At 69.8% G+C, this 16,634-nt stretch carries 13 protein-coding genes; all 13 read right to left on the minus strand.

Annotated elements, in window-relative coordinates:
* Positions 1 to 98 precede the first annotated feature (98 nt).
* Complete coding sequence (locus tag RIV14_RS04705) at positions 99 to 902, minus strand: TetR/AcrR family transcriptional regulator (RefSeq protein ID WP_075372257.1); 804 nt, start codon at positions 900 to 902, stop codon at positions 99 to 101.
* A gap of 95 nt (positions 903 to 997) precedes the next feature.
* Complete coding sequence (locus RIV14_RS04710; protein WP_075372258.1) at positions 998 to 1,807, minus strand: ABC transporter permease; 810 nt, start codon at positions 1,805 to 1,807, stop codon at positions 998 to 1,000.
* Between the two features lie 117 nt (positions 1,808 to 1,924).
* On the minus strand, positions 1,925 to 2,878 hold the full coding sequence (locus RIV14_RS04715) for an ABC transporter ATP-binding protein (protein ID WP_075372259.1): 954 nt from the start codon (positions 2,876 to 2,878) through the stop codon (positions 1,925 to 1,927).
* Between the two features lie 218 nt (positions 2,879 to 3,096).
* On the minus strand, positions 3,097 to 4,836 hold the full coding sequence (locus tag RIV14_RS04720; protein ID WP_075372260.1) for an ABC transporter ATP-binding protein: 1,740 nt from the start codon (positions 4,834 to 4,836) through the stop codon (positions 3,097 to 3,099).
* A 2-nt stretch (positions 4,837 to 4,838) separates the two neighbouring features.
* Complete coding sequence (locus RIV14_RS04725) at positions 4,839 to 6,599, minus strand: ABC transporter ATP-binding protein (RefSeq protein ID WP_075372262.1); 1,761 nt, start codon at positions 6,597 to 6,599, stop codon at positions 4,839 to 4,841.
* Positions 6,600 to 6,762: 163 nt separating this feature from the next.
* Complete coding sequence (locus RIV14_RS04730; protein ID WP_309324961.1) at positions 6,763 to 9,096, minus strand: ATP-binding cassette domain-containing protein; 2,334 nt, start codon at positions 9,094 to 9,096, stop codon at positions 6,763 to 6,765.
* Positions 9,097 to 9,166: 70 nt separating this feature from the next.
* Positions 9,167 to 9,802: an ECF transporter S component gene (locus RIV14_RS04735; protein ID WP_075372499.1), complete on the minus strand. Its 636-nt coding sequence runs from the start codon at positions 9,800 to 9,802 to the stop codon at positions 9,167 to 9,169.
* 161 nt (positions 9,803 to 9,963) lie between these two features.
* A complete protein-coding gene (locus RIV14_RS04740; RefSeq protein WP_075372500.1) occupies positions 9,964 to 11,439 on the minus strand; it encodes an ABC transporter ATP-binding protein in 1,476 nt (491 codons plus the stop codon).
* Positions 11,440 to 11,441: 2 nt separating this feature from the next.
* Complete coding sequence (locus RIV14_RS04745; protein ID WP_075372501.1) at positions 11,442 to 12,239, minus strand: energy-coupling factor transporter transmembrane component T; 798 nt, start codon at positions 12,237 to 12,239, stop codon at positions 11,442 to 11,444.
* Between the two features lie 41 nt (positions 12,240 to 12,280).
* Positions 12,281 to 12,931: an MptD family putative ECF transporter S component gene (locus RIV14_RS04750; RefSeq protein WP_081381847.1), complete on the minus strand. Its 651-nt coding sequence runs from the start codon at positions 12,929 to 12,931 to the stop codon at positions 12,281 to 12,283.
* Positions 12,932 to 13,129: 198 nt separating this feature from the next.
* A complete protein-coding gene (locus RIV14_RS04755) occupies positions 13,130 to 14,674 on the minus strand; it encodes a proteasome accessory factor PafA2 family protein (RefSeq protein ID WP_075372502.1) in 1,545 nt (514 codons plus the stop codon).
* Entirely contained in the window at positions 14,671 to 14,859 is a 189-nt protein-coding gene (locus RIV14_RS04760; protein WP_003786115.1) for a ubiquitin-like protein Pup, read from the minus strand. Before RIV14_RS04760 ends, RIV14_RS04755 begins: the two co-directional genes overlap by 4 nt.
* On the minus strand, positions 14,856 to 16,631 hold the full coding sequence (locus RIV14_RS04765; RefSeq protein WP_256699293.1) for a proteasome accessory factor PafA2 family protein: 1,776 nt from the start codon (positions 16,629 to 16,631) through the stop codon (positions 14,856 to 14,858). The genes RIV14_RS04760 and RIV14_RS04765 overlap by 4 nt, the downstream gene beginning before the upstream one ends.
* Positions 16,632 to 16,634 lie beyond the last annotated feature (3 nt).

Here is a 16,634-nt window from a genome sequence, read left to right on the forward strand (position 1 = left end):
GGAGGCCCGGCCTCCACCGAGAGGGGCACTGTTGGCGGAAGGCAGCCGTTCTTCCTCGCCCCTACGCGAAACAGGTTGCTCTCGGCGGAGGCGGAACGTCAGCTACCACCATCCTCAAGGAGTCGCTCAGACAGGCGCTGGATGATGGGTTCGACCTCCTGCGAGGTGGTGGCTGCGGCGCTCACACGGCCGAAGATGCCCACCGCCAGGAGTCCGAAGGCCGTCTCCTCATCCTGCTGGGCCGGCTCGTGGCGTCCGTGGGAACGGGCCACCATGACAGAGGTCTCTCTCAGCCAGCGCCGCCAGCTGCCGGCCAGCCGGTCCCGGGAGTCCTCGTGACGAATCGCGTAGAGCCAGGTCTCCAGGTGCAGGACAACATCCTCCATGGCAAGCTCCTGGAGCTGCTCGCCCCACTGGTCGGGGCTCGCCATCTGGCGAGCGGTTTCATCCGAGCTCTCCTCACCGCAGGTGACGACCTCCAGGAACAGGGCCTCCTTGGAGGGGAAGGAGGAGTAGAAGGCGCCCTTGGTGAATCCGGCCGCCGAGGCGATGTCACTGACCGACGCCCCCTCGTAGCCCTTGGCAGCGAAGACCTCCCTGGCAGCAGCAAGAATCCGCGCCCTGGTCTCCTCGCTCCGACGCCGTCCACCGCCCCGCCCCGGGGCGGCGCCGCTGACTGCGGTGGAGGCGGAGGCCAGCTTCCGGGAGGCGAGGTCCAGGGAGGCCGCCACCGCGCTCTCGCTGCTCCGGCGCGCTTCCTGACCGGCCGCCCCTACCACACGGGACAGTGCCGTGATCGCCTCGTTGAGGGCGCGCGTCGCCTCCCTGATGTCATCCGAGGCGGAGGCCCCAGAGTCGTCACTATCACTGTCCGGCCCTCGGGCGGAGCTCCTGGCGGTCATGCCCCCACTGTAGAGGAGGCTCCTCAGAAAGGGTTTCACGGTCCTTCCCCCACATTCGTCACGTCCTCCACCGGGCTCCGACTATGCGGGCCGGTTCAGGGCCGCTTTCCCAGGGCCCATGACGCTCCGGCGATGGACACCAGGCACCATCCAACCAGCAGGACCCAGGACCGGGTGGGCATGGTGGCGTCGTGGGAGAACAGGCCGGCGCGCACCACCTGCGCCATGGGCTCGAAGGGCAGCCAGCGGTGGAGCTCCTGGGCCCAGTCGGGGAGTCTGTCGGAAGGAAAGCTCATGGGAGAGAACAGCAAGATGCCGAAGGCGAGCACCTGGGAGAGGATCTGAGCCAGGGCCGGAGCCAGGAGCGTGGCGATGGCGTAGCCGATGCAGGCCGCTGTCAGGGCGACCAGCACGGCGCCGGGTACCAGCCACCACTGTGGGGCGAGGTCGACGTCGAAGCGGGCGTTGGCGACGATGACGCCCACGACCAAGCCGGGTAGTGCCAGGGCGGTCCAGATCGCGAGGTCTGCCAGGAGGAAGGCGATCCTGGGGACGGGCAGGGTGCGCATCCAGTCCAGACTGCCCTCGGTGCGGGACTGGGAGACCCACTGGGGTGTCATGATGAGTCCCAGTGAGATGAGCGCGATCGCCGGGCCACCGCCGGCCAGGTAGAGGCTCGCCTCGCGGTCTGGGTGTCCCGCGATGAGCCCGTATCCCAGGACCATGGAGACGGACAGCAGCGTCTGGACGATGATGAACAGCGGCAGCATGGGGAGGCTGCGTCGGAACTGCCACTGGATGAGCAGGCCGAGCTGATGCCAGAGCGATGTCGTCTGGGACGTGACCTCGAGAGCAGTCACAGCGGCTGGAGCCGTTTCAGTAGCGGCGCTGGTTGAAGCAAGCATCGGCTTCTCCTTCACTTCCTGTTTCTCTGGGGGGCTGGAGTCGTACCGCGCTGACATGGCGGCACGGGGCAACGTGGATCCTTGGAACGGGCCGGGCCTCCCGCTGCCTCACTCGGTTCAGGCGGCATGACGATGCGCCTCTTGTCCTGTACTCGCGGTGAGGTGGACGTAGACGTCCTCCAGTGAGATCGGTGCCAGCTCGTAGCGCTCGATCGCGGCGTCCTTGAGGGCGTGAGCAGCCCAGTCCACGGCCTGCGCTGTACGGTCGGAGGACACTGCCACGGATGCGTGCACGGCGTCGTGCTGCGTCAGGCTCATTCCCGCAGGCGGTTCGATCCGTCGGCCGGGAGTCCGACTGATCTCCAGGACGAAGGATGATCCGTGGCCAGCAACGAGCGCTGCGGGAGTTCCCTCGGCGATGACGTGGCCGTGGTCCAGGACGGCGAGCCGGTCGACAGCCCGTTCAGCCTCCCGCACGTTGTGGGTCACGAGGAGGACTGCGGATCCGGCATCGGCCAGGAGTCGGATCTGGTCCCACAGCAGGCGCCGGCGCACCGGGTCGACGTCGTTGGTGGGCTCATCGAGGATGACCAGGCGCCCGGGGACGACGGCGCACATGGCAAAGGCTGTCAGGCGGGCGATACCGCCAGAGATCTTCTGCGCGGGAGTCCTCGCCCACTCCCCCAGGTCAAGGGCCTCGATGAGCTCCTCGGCGCGTCTGCGTGTCTGACGCGGGCGCCCTCCTCGCATGCGCCCCACGAGGTTGATCGCTGTCAGGGGCGTGAGCCCCGTGATGGGGACGTTGGCCTGTGCCTGGACGTTGGTGAGGCGGCGGGCGAGAGCGGGGTTGGCGACGGCGTCGACACCGTCGAGCCTGATGCTTCCAGAGGTCGGGTGCAAGAGCCCCACCACCTGGTTGACCAGTGTGGTCTTGCCCGCACCGTTGTGGCCGAGGAGCCCGACCACCTCGCCGGCACCCACCCGCATGGTGACGCCGGCGTTGGCTCTCACCGTGTGCGCCCCGCTTCCGAAGTGCTTGTGAAGGTCCTCAATGGCTAGTACGTCGGCCATGAAGCCTCCTCCTTTCGTTCATCTACCTGGATCCGGGAATCCGATCGACCACCAGATCGATCCGTACCGGTCGGTATTGACGATACCACTCAGTATTTCAAGGAGGTTTCATGGAGCCCCGCGAGCTCTCATAACAACGGGGACGCTGCCCCATACCGTTCGGTATGAGACAGCGTCAGTCCGTGAATCTGTCGTACCCGAGATGACCTGCCTACGCATCACTCCTGGCGGATGTGCCAGCGCGAGGAGGCCGTGGAGGCCTCGATGAACTCGCGGAAGGGGCCGGGAACGGCAGCCAACTCCTGGGGCGTACCACACTGGACCACGCGGGCGCCGGCCTGACTCGGTTCGAGGAAGACGACCTCGTCGGCTTGGCGGACGGTGGACAGGCGGTGGGCCACCACGATGACGGTTCGGCCCTCGGAGAGCTCGCGCACCACCTCGGTGATGGCGGACTCGTTCTCCCCGTCCAAGGCCGAGGTGATCTCGTCGAGCAGGAGGATCGGGGCGTCCTTGACGAAGGCCCGGGCGATGGCGACGCGCTGACGCTCCCCACCGGACAGGCTCAGCCCGCCGGGACCGACCTGTGTGTCCCACCCGTGCGGCAGTGCCTCGATGACGCGGTCCAGGCGGGCGCGCCTGGCGGCCTCGGCCAGCTCGGCGTCGGTGGCCTCGGGCCGGGCGATGCGCAGGTTCTCCCGGATGGTGGTGTCGAACAGGTAGACGTCCTGGAAGACCATGGACGTCATGCCCATGATCGTCGAGGCGCGCATGGAGCGGACCGGTGCGCCGCCAATGGTGACGGTCCCGCCGTCGACGTCCCAGAATCGGGCGGCCAGGCGCAGGATCGTGGACTTGCCTGCCCCTGAGGGCCCCACCAGGGCGGTCACTCGTCCCTGCGGTGCGCTCAGGCAGACGCCCGCCAGGACGGGGCGGCCGGCGTCGTAGGAGAAGGAGACGTCGTTCAGGGCGATCGTGGTCCCCCGGGGCTCGATCTCCTGGCCAGGCTCGGGGTCGGGCAGGGGACGGGCGTTAAGAATGTCCCCCACGGCCCGCAGGGCGACCTTCGCGTTGTCGGCCTCGGCGCCGTACATGGCGGCCTTGGTCAGTGGCAGGAGCGTGCGCGCGGTGACGGCCATGATCGCCAGGTATGCGACGACGTCGAGCCGGTGCCCGCTCACACGTGACAGTCCCACCGCCATGACCAGGGCGAAGGCGATGTTGACGATGAGGTTGAAGTACTGCCCGGGCCTGCCCTTGACCCGTAAGCCGTCCAGGGTGGCGGTGGAGTCGGCCTCCAGGGCGGTTCGCACCGGTGCCCAGCCCGTCTTGGTGACGCCGGTGGCGCGCAGCACGGGCTGGAGCCGGGCGAACTCCACGAGGCGTCCGGCCGCGGCGCTCGAGGTGCGGTCCTCCAGCTCGTTGGCGCGGGTGGTTGCGGCTCCCATGAGCCGCCACGTCAGGACCAGCGGGACGATGGCGGCGGCCATGATGAGCGCCAGGGGCCACTCGACGACGGCGGTGGCCCCGAGCATGACCAGCGGGACGATGAAGGCGTTGCACAGGTTGGGGATCACCATGGAGGCCAGGTGGGAGAGGGTGTTGACCTCCTTGGAGGTGGCGTTGACGACGGCGGCCTCACGCTCGGCGCTGAACCAACCCAGGGGCAGGGTCAGGACGTGATCGGCGACGCGGTCGATCATCGTGTCGCAGACCTCGAAGACACTGACCCGGTAGGAGCGGTGCATGGCGATGGTGTCGACGACGACGCTCACCACCCCCAGGACCACGACTGCGATCAGCCAACCGGTCAGGGACTCCGAGCGCGAGTAGAGGGCGCGTAGGAAGGGGATCATGAGGGCCAGGGTGAGGCCCTGAAGGACTGCGGAGGCTACGAACCAGGCGGTGATGGTCCGCATCTCGGCGGCGTTGACGACTCGCGTCAGCAGCTTCCACATGGCTACTCCTCCTCCTGCCCTGCGGTCTTGGCTCCGGGCTGATCGACCTGGGCGGTCAGCGCCGCGGCGTCGGTCTCCTCGCTCAGGTCCTGGCTGCTCCACATGGCGGCGTAGCGGCCGCCTGCGGCCAGCAGCTCCTCATGCGTGCCGCGCTCGGTGATGCGTCCGGCGTCGACGACGAGGATCTGGTCGGCGTCGCGGATCGTGGACAGACGGTGGGCGATGATGATGACGGTCCTTCCGGCCGCCAGCCGGGACAGGGCCTGGTGGATGTCGCGCTCGGAGGCCGGATCGGCCTGGGCGGTGGCCTCGTCCAGGACGAGGACGGGGGCGTCCTGGAGGTAGGCGCGCGCCAGGGTGACGCGCTGGCGCTCCCCTCCGGAGAGGAATCCTCCCGTATCGCCCAGGATCGTGTCGTAGCCATGGGGCAGACGTGTGATGCGCTCGTGGATGCAGGCCACGCGGGCGGCCGCCTCGACCTGTTCCCGGGTCGCGTCGGGGCGTCCCAGGGCGATGTTGTCGTGGACGGACTCGTGGGCCAGGGCCACGTCCTGCAGCACGACCGCCACCCGAGAGAGCAACCAGGTGAATGTCACCTCGCGCACGTCGACGCCGCTGATGCGCACGGCACCGACGTCGACGTCGTAGAAGCGGGCGATGAGGCGGGCCAGGGTCGACTTGCCGCCACCGGAGGGGCCGACGAGCGCCGTCACGCTTCCCGGTTCGGCGGTGAAGGACAGGCCCTGCAGGACCGGGGAGCCGGCCTCGTAGGAGAAAGTGACGTCCTCGACGTCGACGCGCCCGGGGGCGGGTCCCTCGCCGTCGTCATGGGCCCCCTCGGGCATCGGCGGCAAGGAGAGCAGGTCGGCGGTGGCCTGGGCAGCCATCCTGGACTCGTACATGTGCTGCATGAGACCGACGAGGATCATGAGCCCCTCCGGCAGCCCGAGGGCCACCAGGAAGAACGGCAGGGTGGCTGACAGCGGCGTCCACCCCTGGGAGGTGAACAGGACGGCCAGGAGCGCGACCGTGGCGAAGACCGTGGAGGGCCGCAGGACGGCGGTCATGGCGCTGATGGCCTTCCCGGATCTGCTCACCCACTCGTATGACAGCTCGGAGAACTCGGTGCGCGCCCGGCTGAAGCGGGTGCGGGAGGCGTCGGTGGCCTGGAAGCCCTTGATCTCCTTGATGCCCTCGAGCATCTCGACGGTTGCGGCGGCCAGCGCGGTCTGCGCGACGCCGAAGCGCTCGGTGATATCTGACATGCCGGCCAGGGCCAGGGATATGACCCCCAGGGTGAGTACCCACAGCCCCAGCAGCGCGCAAGCCAGGCGCCAGTCGGTCCACAGCAGGTAGGCCGCCCCGGCCGTAGCCATGACGACGGCGTTGGTGGCGTCACCGGGGACGTGGGCGACGAGGGTGTGGATGGAGGTGGTGTCGTCGCAGACCATCTTGCGGATGGTGCCGTGCGGGATCTGCGCCACTCGCCCCAGGGGCAGGCTGCTGATGGCCTCGACGACTTGTCTGCGTAGGTGGTGTCGCAGTCGGGCCTCGGCCAGGTGCGTGATCCCCAGGCCCACCAGGTAGAGGGCCTGGGAGGCGAACAGGGCGACGGCTGCGATCGCCGCCCAGATCCACAGGCTGCTGCGCCAGCCCTCCGGCGAGGTCTCACCCAGCCAGATGGCCGCCATGTTGCGCAGAGCCTCGAAGGGGACAATGGACATCAGCGCTCCGAGCGCGGTCAGCAGCCCGGTGACGATCATGGCCGGGCGCGCCGGCCGGATGAGCTCGCCGACGGTGACGCCGGAGCGTCCGGCGCCGCCGGACTGCCCGGAGTGGTCGGGGGGTTCGGCCGGATGCTCGGTGAGGTCTTTGGCTGCCTGGTAAATCGGCTGGTGATTCGGCTGCTTCGGCATGGCTGTCTCCTCAGTGGAGGGTTTTCCAGGTGATGGCGACCAGCGCCCAGGTGAGCACGACGACGCTCCAATCGCGCACCCTCCAGGGGTCATCGGTCATCTCGGTGCGCCGCTTGTGGGCGCCGAAGGCGCGCGAGTCCATGGACAGGGCGACGCGCTCAGCGTGCTGGATGGCCAGGATCATCAGCGGCAGGATCGATCCGGTCCAGCGGACCACAGGGGCGAGCAGCCCCCAACGCCCTCCGACTCCACGCAGTGCCCTGGCGGTGCGCAGGAGGACGAAGTCGTCATGAAAGCGGGTGATGAAGGCGATGGCCGCGGTGCCCGCCGCCCCGAGGCGGTAGGGCATGCGGAAGGTAGTAGTCAGGGTGCGGATGAGGGCACCGGGGTCGGTGGAGACGCCCGAGACGAGGACCAGTGCGATGAGCGCGCCGATACCGGTACCTCCAGTCACCGCGTCGCCCAGGTCGTAGAGGCGCGCCGCCGTCTCCTGGTGCTGACTTCCGCCGCTGAAGATCCAGGTCATGAGTGCGGTGACCACCCAGGGGGCGACCACCGAGGCCACGGTGCGTCTCAGGGAGGCGCGCGCGGCGACGATGAGGACCGAGGCGGCCAGCAGGATGCCCAGGTTGAGGTGATGGTTGCGCAGGGCGAAGACCATCACCATGACCGGCAGGACCGACACGAAGAGGGTCAAGGGGTTGAGCGAGGTGAACAAGCCTCGCCGCGACTGGGGCCGGGGGAGCACCGGCGCGAGGCCTACGTGTCCGGTTAAAGAGTCGGCCGTCCCGGCTGCGGGCGCCCCCGGCAGGGCGACAATGTGGGTGCAGTGCTTCAAGGCGAGCTCGAGGTCATGCGTGGCCATGATGACCGTGCGCCCCTGGTGGCGCAGCTGGTCGATGAAGTCCATGAGCTCGCAGGTGTTATCCCAGTCCTGCCCGTAGGTGGGCTCGTCCAGGACGATCACGTCGCGCTCCTCGCTGACCATGGTGGCCACCGAGAGCCTGCGGGCCTGACCGCCCGAGAGGGTCAGCGGATGGTGGCCGCGGTGAGCGGTCAGGTGGAACTGCTCAAGGAGCTCATCGACCCGCTCCGACGAGGTCCCTCCGACGGCGAGCTCGGCTCCGACGGTGGTGGCCACGAACTGGTGCTCAGGGTTCTGGAAGACGTATCCGACCAGGTGCCTGCCCTTGCCGACGTCCCGGCCGCCAACCATCGCCTTGTCGGCCCTTGAGCGGACGAGTCCGGCCAGGGCGGACAGGATCGAGGACTTGCCCGCGCCGTTGGGGCCGACCAGCGCCACGAGCTCGCCACCACCCAGCCGCATGGACACCCGGGGTGAGCGCCCCGGGACCTCGAGGTCGACCAGCTCGACACTGGTTCTGGGCTCAGGCCGGGGACGGCCGGCGACTACCTCGCGGGTGTCGATGGCCTCAACCCGCTGCCAGCTCTCAGCGGAGTCCCGCACCTGTTTCTCCAGGTAGCGCACCTCGTTGTGGGCGCACAGGTCGGCGAGCCGCGGCACCCAGATTCCGGCCTCGGCACAGGTCAGCGCCACCTCCGGCGCGGCCGCCCCGAGGAAGAGGTCGTCATCGGCCTCACGCAGGGCTCGGGGCATCCATACTCCAGCGTCGATCAGCTCGCGGCGGTGGCTCATGAAGACCTCCCGCGGCGAGCCGACGGCGATGGTCCGCCCGTCGGCGTTGAGGGCCAGGACCTGGTCGACGATGGGCAGTACCGGGTCGAGGTCGTGGTCGATGACGACAACCGCCATGCCCGTGGCCGTCAGGGAGGCGATGAGGGTGTAGAAGTCCTCACGACCGGTGGCATCGATGGTGCTGGTCGGCTCGTCGAGCACGAGGAGCTGTGGGCGCATAGCCAGGGCGACGGCGAGCGCGAGCCGTTGACGCTGTCCGCCTGAGAGCGTCCAGGGGTCGTCCCAGATGCGCTCGATGAGTCCCACCGCGCGCAGGGCCTGCTCGACCCGCGCGGTGATCTCGGACCTGGGCAGGCAGAGATTCTGCAGGGGAAAGGCGACGTCGTCGTGGACGGTGCGGGTGACGACGGCGGCGTCGGGGCTCTGGCCGACGTAGGCGACGGTCTGGGCCAGGATCTGGACGGTGGCGTCGGCGACCTCGGTGCCGGCCAGTTTCAGGCTGCCGGCGTACTCCGAGGGCAGGCAGTGCGGGATGAGGCCGCACAGTGCGCGCACGAGGGTGGTCTTGCCGCAGCCCGAGGGACCGATGACGGCGGTGACCTGAGCGCGCAGGTGGGTGAGGTCGACGGCGTCCAGGACCCAGCTCTCGCGTCCGAGGTAGTGGACACTGAGGCCCTCGATGCTCACCAGCGCCGGATCGGCCGGCTCCCCCAGAGGCTGCTCGGCCTCGGGAGCAGCCGGTGCGGCGGGCACTGTCTCATGCACGGCCGGTCGTGCGGTGGTCGATGCCGACGCCGGCACGGTTGAGCAGTCGGGTCAGGAGGATGGTGAGGCCGCCGCCGACCAGGGCCGAGACGACGGCGATGATGACGCCGGCGCTCGCCGGGGCCATACCCACCGAGGCGCTCATGACGGAGACGTACATGATGCCGTTGAGCAGGCCGAAGGTCATCGCCGAGAGCAGGTAGGACCACCAGGTCCACTTCCGGTAGAGCAGGAGAGCCAGGGGTACCTCGACGAAGGCCCCGCCGATGAGGTTGCCGACGATGGCCGCGGGGCCGACCGGGGTGGTGAAGACACTCATGATGCCCATGAGAAGGGCCGCGATCATCACGGCGCCGGGGCGGCGCACGACGGTGGCGGGCAGCAGGTACGGCACGAGCCACAGTCCCATGATCGCGCACCCCAGGAGCACGGCGTCTCGGGAGGCCCCCGCCGCCGGGGCCAGGTAGTTCAGCGGCACGAGGAGAATCATCGAGACGACCGCCAGGGCGGCGATCGTCATGAGATTGCGGGTGCCGAGCGCGGAGTCGGCCAGGCCCGAGCGCGACGACGTGCGCACGGTGGGTCGCTCCTGCCCAGTCGATGTCGCTGTGCGGTTGGTGGGGCTCATGTCTTCTCCTTGTGTGTTCTCGCAGGTCGTGGTGAACAGTCCGACGTCGTACCGGAGTACCGAGGACGCACCACCTCAGGCGCGCCGCCGCGATGACCGCACATCTACTCGAGCATCGCCATATTTGCAAATCATTATCGTTATCTACCTTCAGTGAGATGTCATTCAATCTCGATGACGCGGTCGGCGCACTCATTGAGGAACTCGACGTCGTGGCTGATGACGATGACGACGCGACCCTCGCGCGCCAGGTCCCGCAGCTCGGCGGCGATGGCCACGAGATGACGGTGGTCGACACCGGAGGTGGGCTCGTCCAGGATGAGGACGCGGGCACCCTGGTCGATCGCGGTGGCGATGACGAGGCGCTGCTTCTGACCGCCACTGAGCGAGAGCGGGTGACGATCGGCCAGGTCGGCCAGGTCGAGGCGCTCGAGCTGCGGAAGGCCCGCCTCGCGGGAGACCGACTCGGTGAAGAGCTGGCGGTGGACGTCCTGCATGACGAGGAAGGCCTGCCCGGCGGCGAGCTCCTTGCCGCCGTACGTGACGCGCGCGCCCCGCTGGGTGCGTTGCAGGCCGCAGACTGCCCGCGCCAGGGTCGTCTTCCCGATCCCATTGGCCCCCATGACGCCGGTGATCGCACCGGCGGGAAAGGTGAGCTCGGGGATGTCGAGAATGAGGCGACCGCCTCGCTCCACCTTGAGGTTCTCAATGCGCAGCCCGCCCTCCCCCTCCTCTCCGGGCATCTCGTCAGGATCGGCCTGGACAGCGCCAGCGATTGGTGAGGTACTGCGCTCGACGCCGCCGCTCGTGCCGTCGTCGACCCGCCTGTCCGTATGGCCGGCCAGGGCGGCGATCCGTGCGGGACACAGGTCCAGGCGGGGCCGCCCCAGGGTCCGCAGACCCAGCTGCCTGCGCCGCACATCGTCGATCCGCCACAGCTCCTCCCCCGCCATGCGGTGCACGACGCGCCCCTGCCCCATGATGACGGCCTCGTCGACGAGGCCGCGCAGGAAGTAGACGCGGTGCTCGGCCACCACCAGGGTCCGCCCCGCCGCCTTGAGCCGCCCGATGGTGGCGCGCACGTCGTCGATGGCCCGCGGATCCAGGTTGGAGGTGGGCTCGTCCAGGAGGATGACGGGGGTCTGCTGGGCCAGGGCCTGGGCGCAGGCGACCTTCTGGGTCTGTCCGCCGGACAGACCGCGCAGATCCCTGTCGGCCAGGTCGGTGATGCCCAGCTGCTCCAAGGCCTCAGTACGACGCCTCCGGATCTCCGGGGCGGGTACCTGGTAGTTCTGGGGTGCGAAGGCGAGCTCGTCGGCTACGGTGGTCGTGAAGAACTGGGCGGCGGGATTCTGGAAGACCGTGGCGGTGCGCAGCCCGGAGCGCTCGATCGGGACGGAGGGGACCTCCTCGTCGTCGATGAGGACCCGGCCGGTGAGCTTACCGTCGTGGAAGTGCGGGATGAGGCCGTTGAGCAGCCGCAGGATCGTGGACTTGCCAGACCCCGAGGCCCCGCAGATGAGGGTGAGGCGTCCGGGGGCCACGTCCAGATCGACGTCGTCGAGGACCTGCTGGCCGGTGGGATAGGCGTAGGAGACGCCACGAAGACGAAGGCGAGAATCGTGGGAGGGCCTCATCGTCACCTACCCCAGACGGGTTGCAGCGCCAGGACCACCAGGCCGGCGCTGAGCGCGAGGAGCACGGCATCGGCAGCCCCGAAACGCAGGCGGTCGACAACGGTGGGGCGACCACCGCTGCCCAGGCCCCGGATGAGGGCTGCGGCCGAGAGCTCATCGGCACTGCGAGCCGAGGCGGCCAGGACCGGGACGACGAGCTTCTCGACACCGTCCAGCGGGTGGCGCCACAGGTAGGAGCCGCTGTAGCCGCGCAGCCGCATGGCCTCCATGACGCCCCTGGCCTCGTCGAGGGCCACCGGCACGAAGCGGAAGAGGACTGCCAACGGGATGGTGAGGAACCGTGGCGCGCGCAGCTGGTTGAGGGCCGCCAGCAGGGTGCTGACGCGGGTGGTGGTGACGAACCAGGCCCCCAGCGACAGTGAGATGGCGAAGCGCAGCAGCCAGTAGGCGACGACCCCGAAGAAGACCGCGACCCCGGAAGGCCACCACAGGGGCAGCTGGGTGAGCCCCCAGAACACTGCGGTGATGGCGGTGTAGCTGATGAGCACGCGCACCGGCTCGTCCAGGGCGATGAGCGCGCCCACCAGAACGGCGATGAGTCCAACGGCTCGGTTGGAGGCCATGCCCATGACCAGCACGTTGCACACGAGCAGCAGGATGAACTTGCTGCGCGGATCGGCGCGGACACGAGGAGCAGCGGCACCCCTGGGGCCGGGACGTCCCCCAAAGGCGGCATCCAGGACAGAGCGGCCCTCTCGAGCGAGCTCCTGCGGTGAGGCCGGGGACTCCTCCACGCCCATCGTAGGAACGTTGGCCCCCCGGGGTCGGGTGCGCCGCATGCTCAGGCGACGCCCGCTCGCTTGAAGTGCTTGTGCAGCACCCTCATTCCCAGCAGGGCGCCGGCGTAGGCGAGGAGCGCGATGAGGAGCATCCACACCAGGAGGAACATCGGGCTGATCAGCGCCTGGAGATCACTGGCGTAGGTGTCCCCCATGGACTCGCGGATGTCGGCGAAATAAGCCTCTGAGGCCCATATCACCGGCAGGATCGGGCTGATGGCCCACATGGAGAAGACGGCGAATCCCAGGGCATTGGTGATGGTTCTGTCGTATCCGCCGGCACGGGTGATGGCGTCGGCGGCGAGCCCCAGGACGGTCGCGACCAGCGGCGTGACCCAGGCGTGTCCGGTAACGACCATGAGGATGCCGATGACGAGACCCAGGATGGTGTAGGCACCCATGGCCCGCGTCCGGGACACATACAGCATGCAGATAATCGCCTCTACGATGACACCGATGATCCCTCCGACGAAGATCATGATCGGATGGATCGCCCCGAGCATCCCGGTGCCGAACAGGGCGATGAAGTACAGGGCGGTGAAGACTCCCACGTTGATGAGGTTGCGCGGTGAGGTGATGCTCGCCGCCCGACCACCACTGTTGCTGGCCGGGTTGGTCGCTGCTGTTCCGGCCGAACCGGCTGTACTGGCCATACCGAATCCTCGTCCTTTCGTCAGCACACCACCAGCTTTGGTGAGGCACACCTAAGTTTCTACTCCTCCTTAGTGGTTCCTGCAAGGGCCGAACCGGCGCTGAGCGGCACTAGGGCACACAGAACTAACCGTTGAAAAGACGGGAAAACCGGATGGTGGGTTGACGATGGCGGAGTCCGGCACGGCGGACGGAGGAGTCTAGCCCGGCGCGCCCAGGCCGCCGCGGCCCACGAGGTCGATGCGGTGCATCTCCTCGGGGCGCAGGCCCAGCACCCGCCCCGTCAGGGACTCAGCGGCCTCATGGGCCGTCTGCAGCGGGTCCGGCAGGTCCACGGGCGCGGTGGGCGGCGAGTCCAGGCGCAGGCTCTCCCAGGACACGGAGAAGTCGGCGCCCACCTCCAGGCAGGCCGCCACGAAGGCTCCCCGCAGGGCGGCGCGCGTGGCCGGGGGCGTCTGGCGGGCGCGCTCGATCTCCTCCGGCTCGCACAGGTGCGCCATTGCCCCCTGGGCGTTCAGGCGCGGCACCAGCCCGGTCTCGGCGTTGAGGTCGTGGTAGGCCAGGTCCACCCGCGAGCGCAGCATCTCCAGGGCCTGGCCACCCAGCTGGGGGTGGCGCTCGCGCTGGGCGCGCATGAGGCGGCGCTTGATGGCCCAGTCGATCTCGGTGTCGATGGCGCCGTCGTCGTGGCGGCGCAGCGCGGAGATGACGCGGGGCGCCAGGTCAGTGAGCAGGTGCTCGGCGCCGCGCAGGAAGTCCGGTACTCCGGCGCCGTCCAGGTAGGCGGTCAGTCGCTCCAGAAAGGCCTCCTGGATGTCGACGGCGCTCAGTCTCCGGCCCTGGACGGTGGTGGCGGGCACGTCCCCCCAGGGGCTCTCCCCCAGTGCGGACAGCGTGACCAAAGGGTCGACCAGGGTCAGGTCGGTGAAGTCCCAGCCGGCCTCGAGGGCGTCCAGGAGCAGGAGGGTCACGGCGCTGCGCAGGCCCGTTGTCGGCTCGGCCATGGTGGTGTCGGCGCAGGTGACGTGCAGGCGGCGCAGGCGGGTGGCGTCGGCGTGGGGCTCGTCGCGGGTGTTGACCAGGGCGCGCTGCCCGGTGGTGTCGGCCGAGGTCAGGGCCTGCAGGTGGGGGGCGCGCGGTGACAGGCCCCAGGCGGCCTCCTCCCCTGCACCGCTGCTGCCGTCGTGCGGCTCCGTCGGGCCGTCTGCCAGTGGGCGCCCGGAGCCGACCAGGACGGGGCGCGTGGCCAGGAAGGAGGTGAGGACCGCCATGGTGGTCTCACTGCTGGCTCGCGTTGCGTCGTCGGGGGCGTCAAGCAGGCTGCGGGGCACGGAGTAGCTCTCGTGGCAGCCGTAGGTGTGGCCGGCCGAATCGGTGTTGTTGGCCAGGAGGTGGAAACGGACCGCGGTCCCCTCCTGGGCGAGGCCCTCGGCGGCGCGCTGCGCCATGGCGGCCAGGATCGCCCGGCCGGCCTGGTCCTGGGCGACGAGGTCGCGCACGCTCACGCACTCGGCGGTGGCGTACTCGGGGTGGGCTCCGATGTCGAGGTAGAGGCGACCGCCGTTGGGCAGGAAGAGGTTGGTGCTGCGGTAGCCGGTCGGCCGGTGACGGAAGATGAGCGCCGCCGCCCGCTCGACGTCCGGCAGGTCCGCCTTCGCCGCGTCCTGCGGCCCGGTCGGGGCGCACAGGAGGCCGAACTCGGTCTCCAGGCCGGTGACGCGCGGCCCCGGGGCGCTGGTGCTCACTGGCCGCCCTTCTGGACGAAGCCGCGCACGAACTCCTGGGCGTCAACGGCCAGGACGTCATCGATCATGTCCAGCACCGAGTCCAGGCCCTGGCCCCGGGCGGGGCCGGCGGGGGCGGGTGTCGGGTCGTCATCGGGGGCGGGGTCGTCCTGGCGGCTGCGGGACGGCTGGGCGAACTCACTCATGTCTGCTCTCCTGACAGGGTGGCGGATGTGGTCACTGCTTCGGCAGCCCGCCCGGGGTCGCCGGGGCGCTCGCCCGTCAGGCGCGTCAAGACCTCGACGACGTCGGCGGCGTCCTTGAGGGCCGGTGCCGTGGCGGTGCGGGTGAAGGCCAGGGTGTCGGTCAGGGGCAGGCGGCGCTGGGCCCTCTCACCGGTCTCCAGGACCATGGAGTGCCAACCGGCGGCGACCACCTGCCCGGGGAAGTCGCTCACGAGCCTACCTCTGAGCCAGGCCCGGGTCGTGGTGGGCGGCTGACCGAGGGCCGCCTCCACCGCCTCGTCACTGAGCCCGCCGCGCGCGTCGACGCCGGCGGGCACCTGCTCGGCCAGGCCCCTCCCGGTCGGGGAGAGCTCGGACCAGGCCAGGTCGACGGCGTGGAGGACGTCGTGTCCGCCGGTGCCGGGATGGCGGCGGGCGGTGGCGTCCAGGAGCTGCTTCTTGGCGACCCACTCCAGGTGCCCGGCCGCTCCTTGCGACTCCCCCGGCTCGTGGCCGCCGGCGCCCTGGGCCTGCAGCTCGCGCAGTGAGGCCAGTGAGGCCTCCCAGAAGGCGAGGATCGCTCCGGTCTCGGCGCCGTCGGTGTCGGCGCCGTCAGCCAGCGCGGCCAGGTCCGGGCGCAGGGGGTCGCCTGGTGGCGCCAGCGCGGGGCGGCAGCGATCCTTCAGATGGCTGCGCACCGTCTGCAGGTAGTGCTCCAGGATCTCCAGGGCGCTCAGGCGCCGCCCGTCGGCCAGCTCCAGCATGCCTTGAAGGCGGGTGTCGCGGGAGACGTCCCGGGCCTGGGCCACGGGGTCGGCCAGGCGCAGGTGGCGCCAGGCGGCGGGGACGCCGTCGGCCAGCACCTGGAGGACGAGGGCGGTCATGCCGAGCTTGAGCCAGGCGATGGTGCCGAAGCAGTTGGCGTCGCCTGCAACGAGGTGGAGACGGCGCCAGCGCTGGGGGTCGGCGTGAGGCTCGTCGCGGGTGTTGACCAGGGGGCGGTCCACGGTGGTGCCCAGACCGACGATCCTCTCCAGGTAGTCGGCCCGCTGGCTGATCTGGAAGTCGGTGCCCTGGGCGACGGCGCCGGTGCCGACCCGGCCCGAGCCCACCAGGAGCGGGCGGACCACGAGCAGAGGAACCAGGGCCTGGACAAGGTCGTTGAAGTCAAGGGCGCGGGGCACGAGGTAGTTCTCGTGGGTGCCGTAGGTGGCTCCCTTACCGTCGACGTTGTTCTTGAACAGACGCGCCTTCACGCCGCGCCGGCGCAGCTGCTCGGCACCCCTGGCCACCAGGAGGTCCCCCGCCCGGTCGGCCAGGACAGCCTGGGCGGCACCGGTGCACTCGGGGGTGGCGTACTCGGGGTGTCCGTGGTCCACGTAAAGGCGCCCGCCGGTGCCCACGCAGGTGGCGGTGCCGCGCTGCCAGGCCTCCTCCTGGGCGGTCAGGCGCACGACGGCGGTGGTGCGCACCCGCCCGGGGACGGGGGCCTCGACGGAGGCGGCTCCGGGGATGTCGGTGAGCATGGAGGGGTCGGCCGCTGCGCGGTCCATCTCGAAGCCGCGGGCGTCACGCAGGGGGTACTCCCCGGAGTAGTCCCAACGCACGCCTCGACTGCGCCCCGCCTCACCCTCGGCGTCCAGGCAGGCGGCCACGACGTCCTCGGGCTCGGCCCCGAGGATGCCGTACTCGGTCTCCAGGCCCATGACCGTGACCTCACGGCCGGGGACCCACTGGGTACTCTCCGGCGCCACTGC

Origin of the sequence: Actinomyces acetigenes, from assembly GCF_031296635.1 — a bacterium.
Lineage (GTDB): Bacteria > Actinomycetota > Actinomycetes > Actinomycetales > Actinomycetaceae > Actinomyces > Actinomyces acetigenes.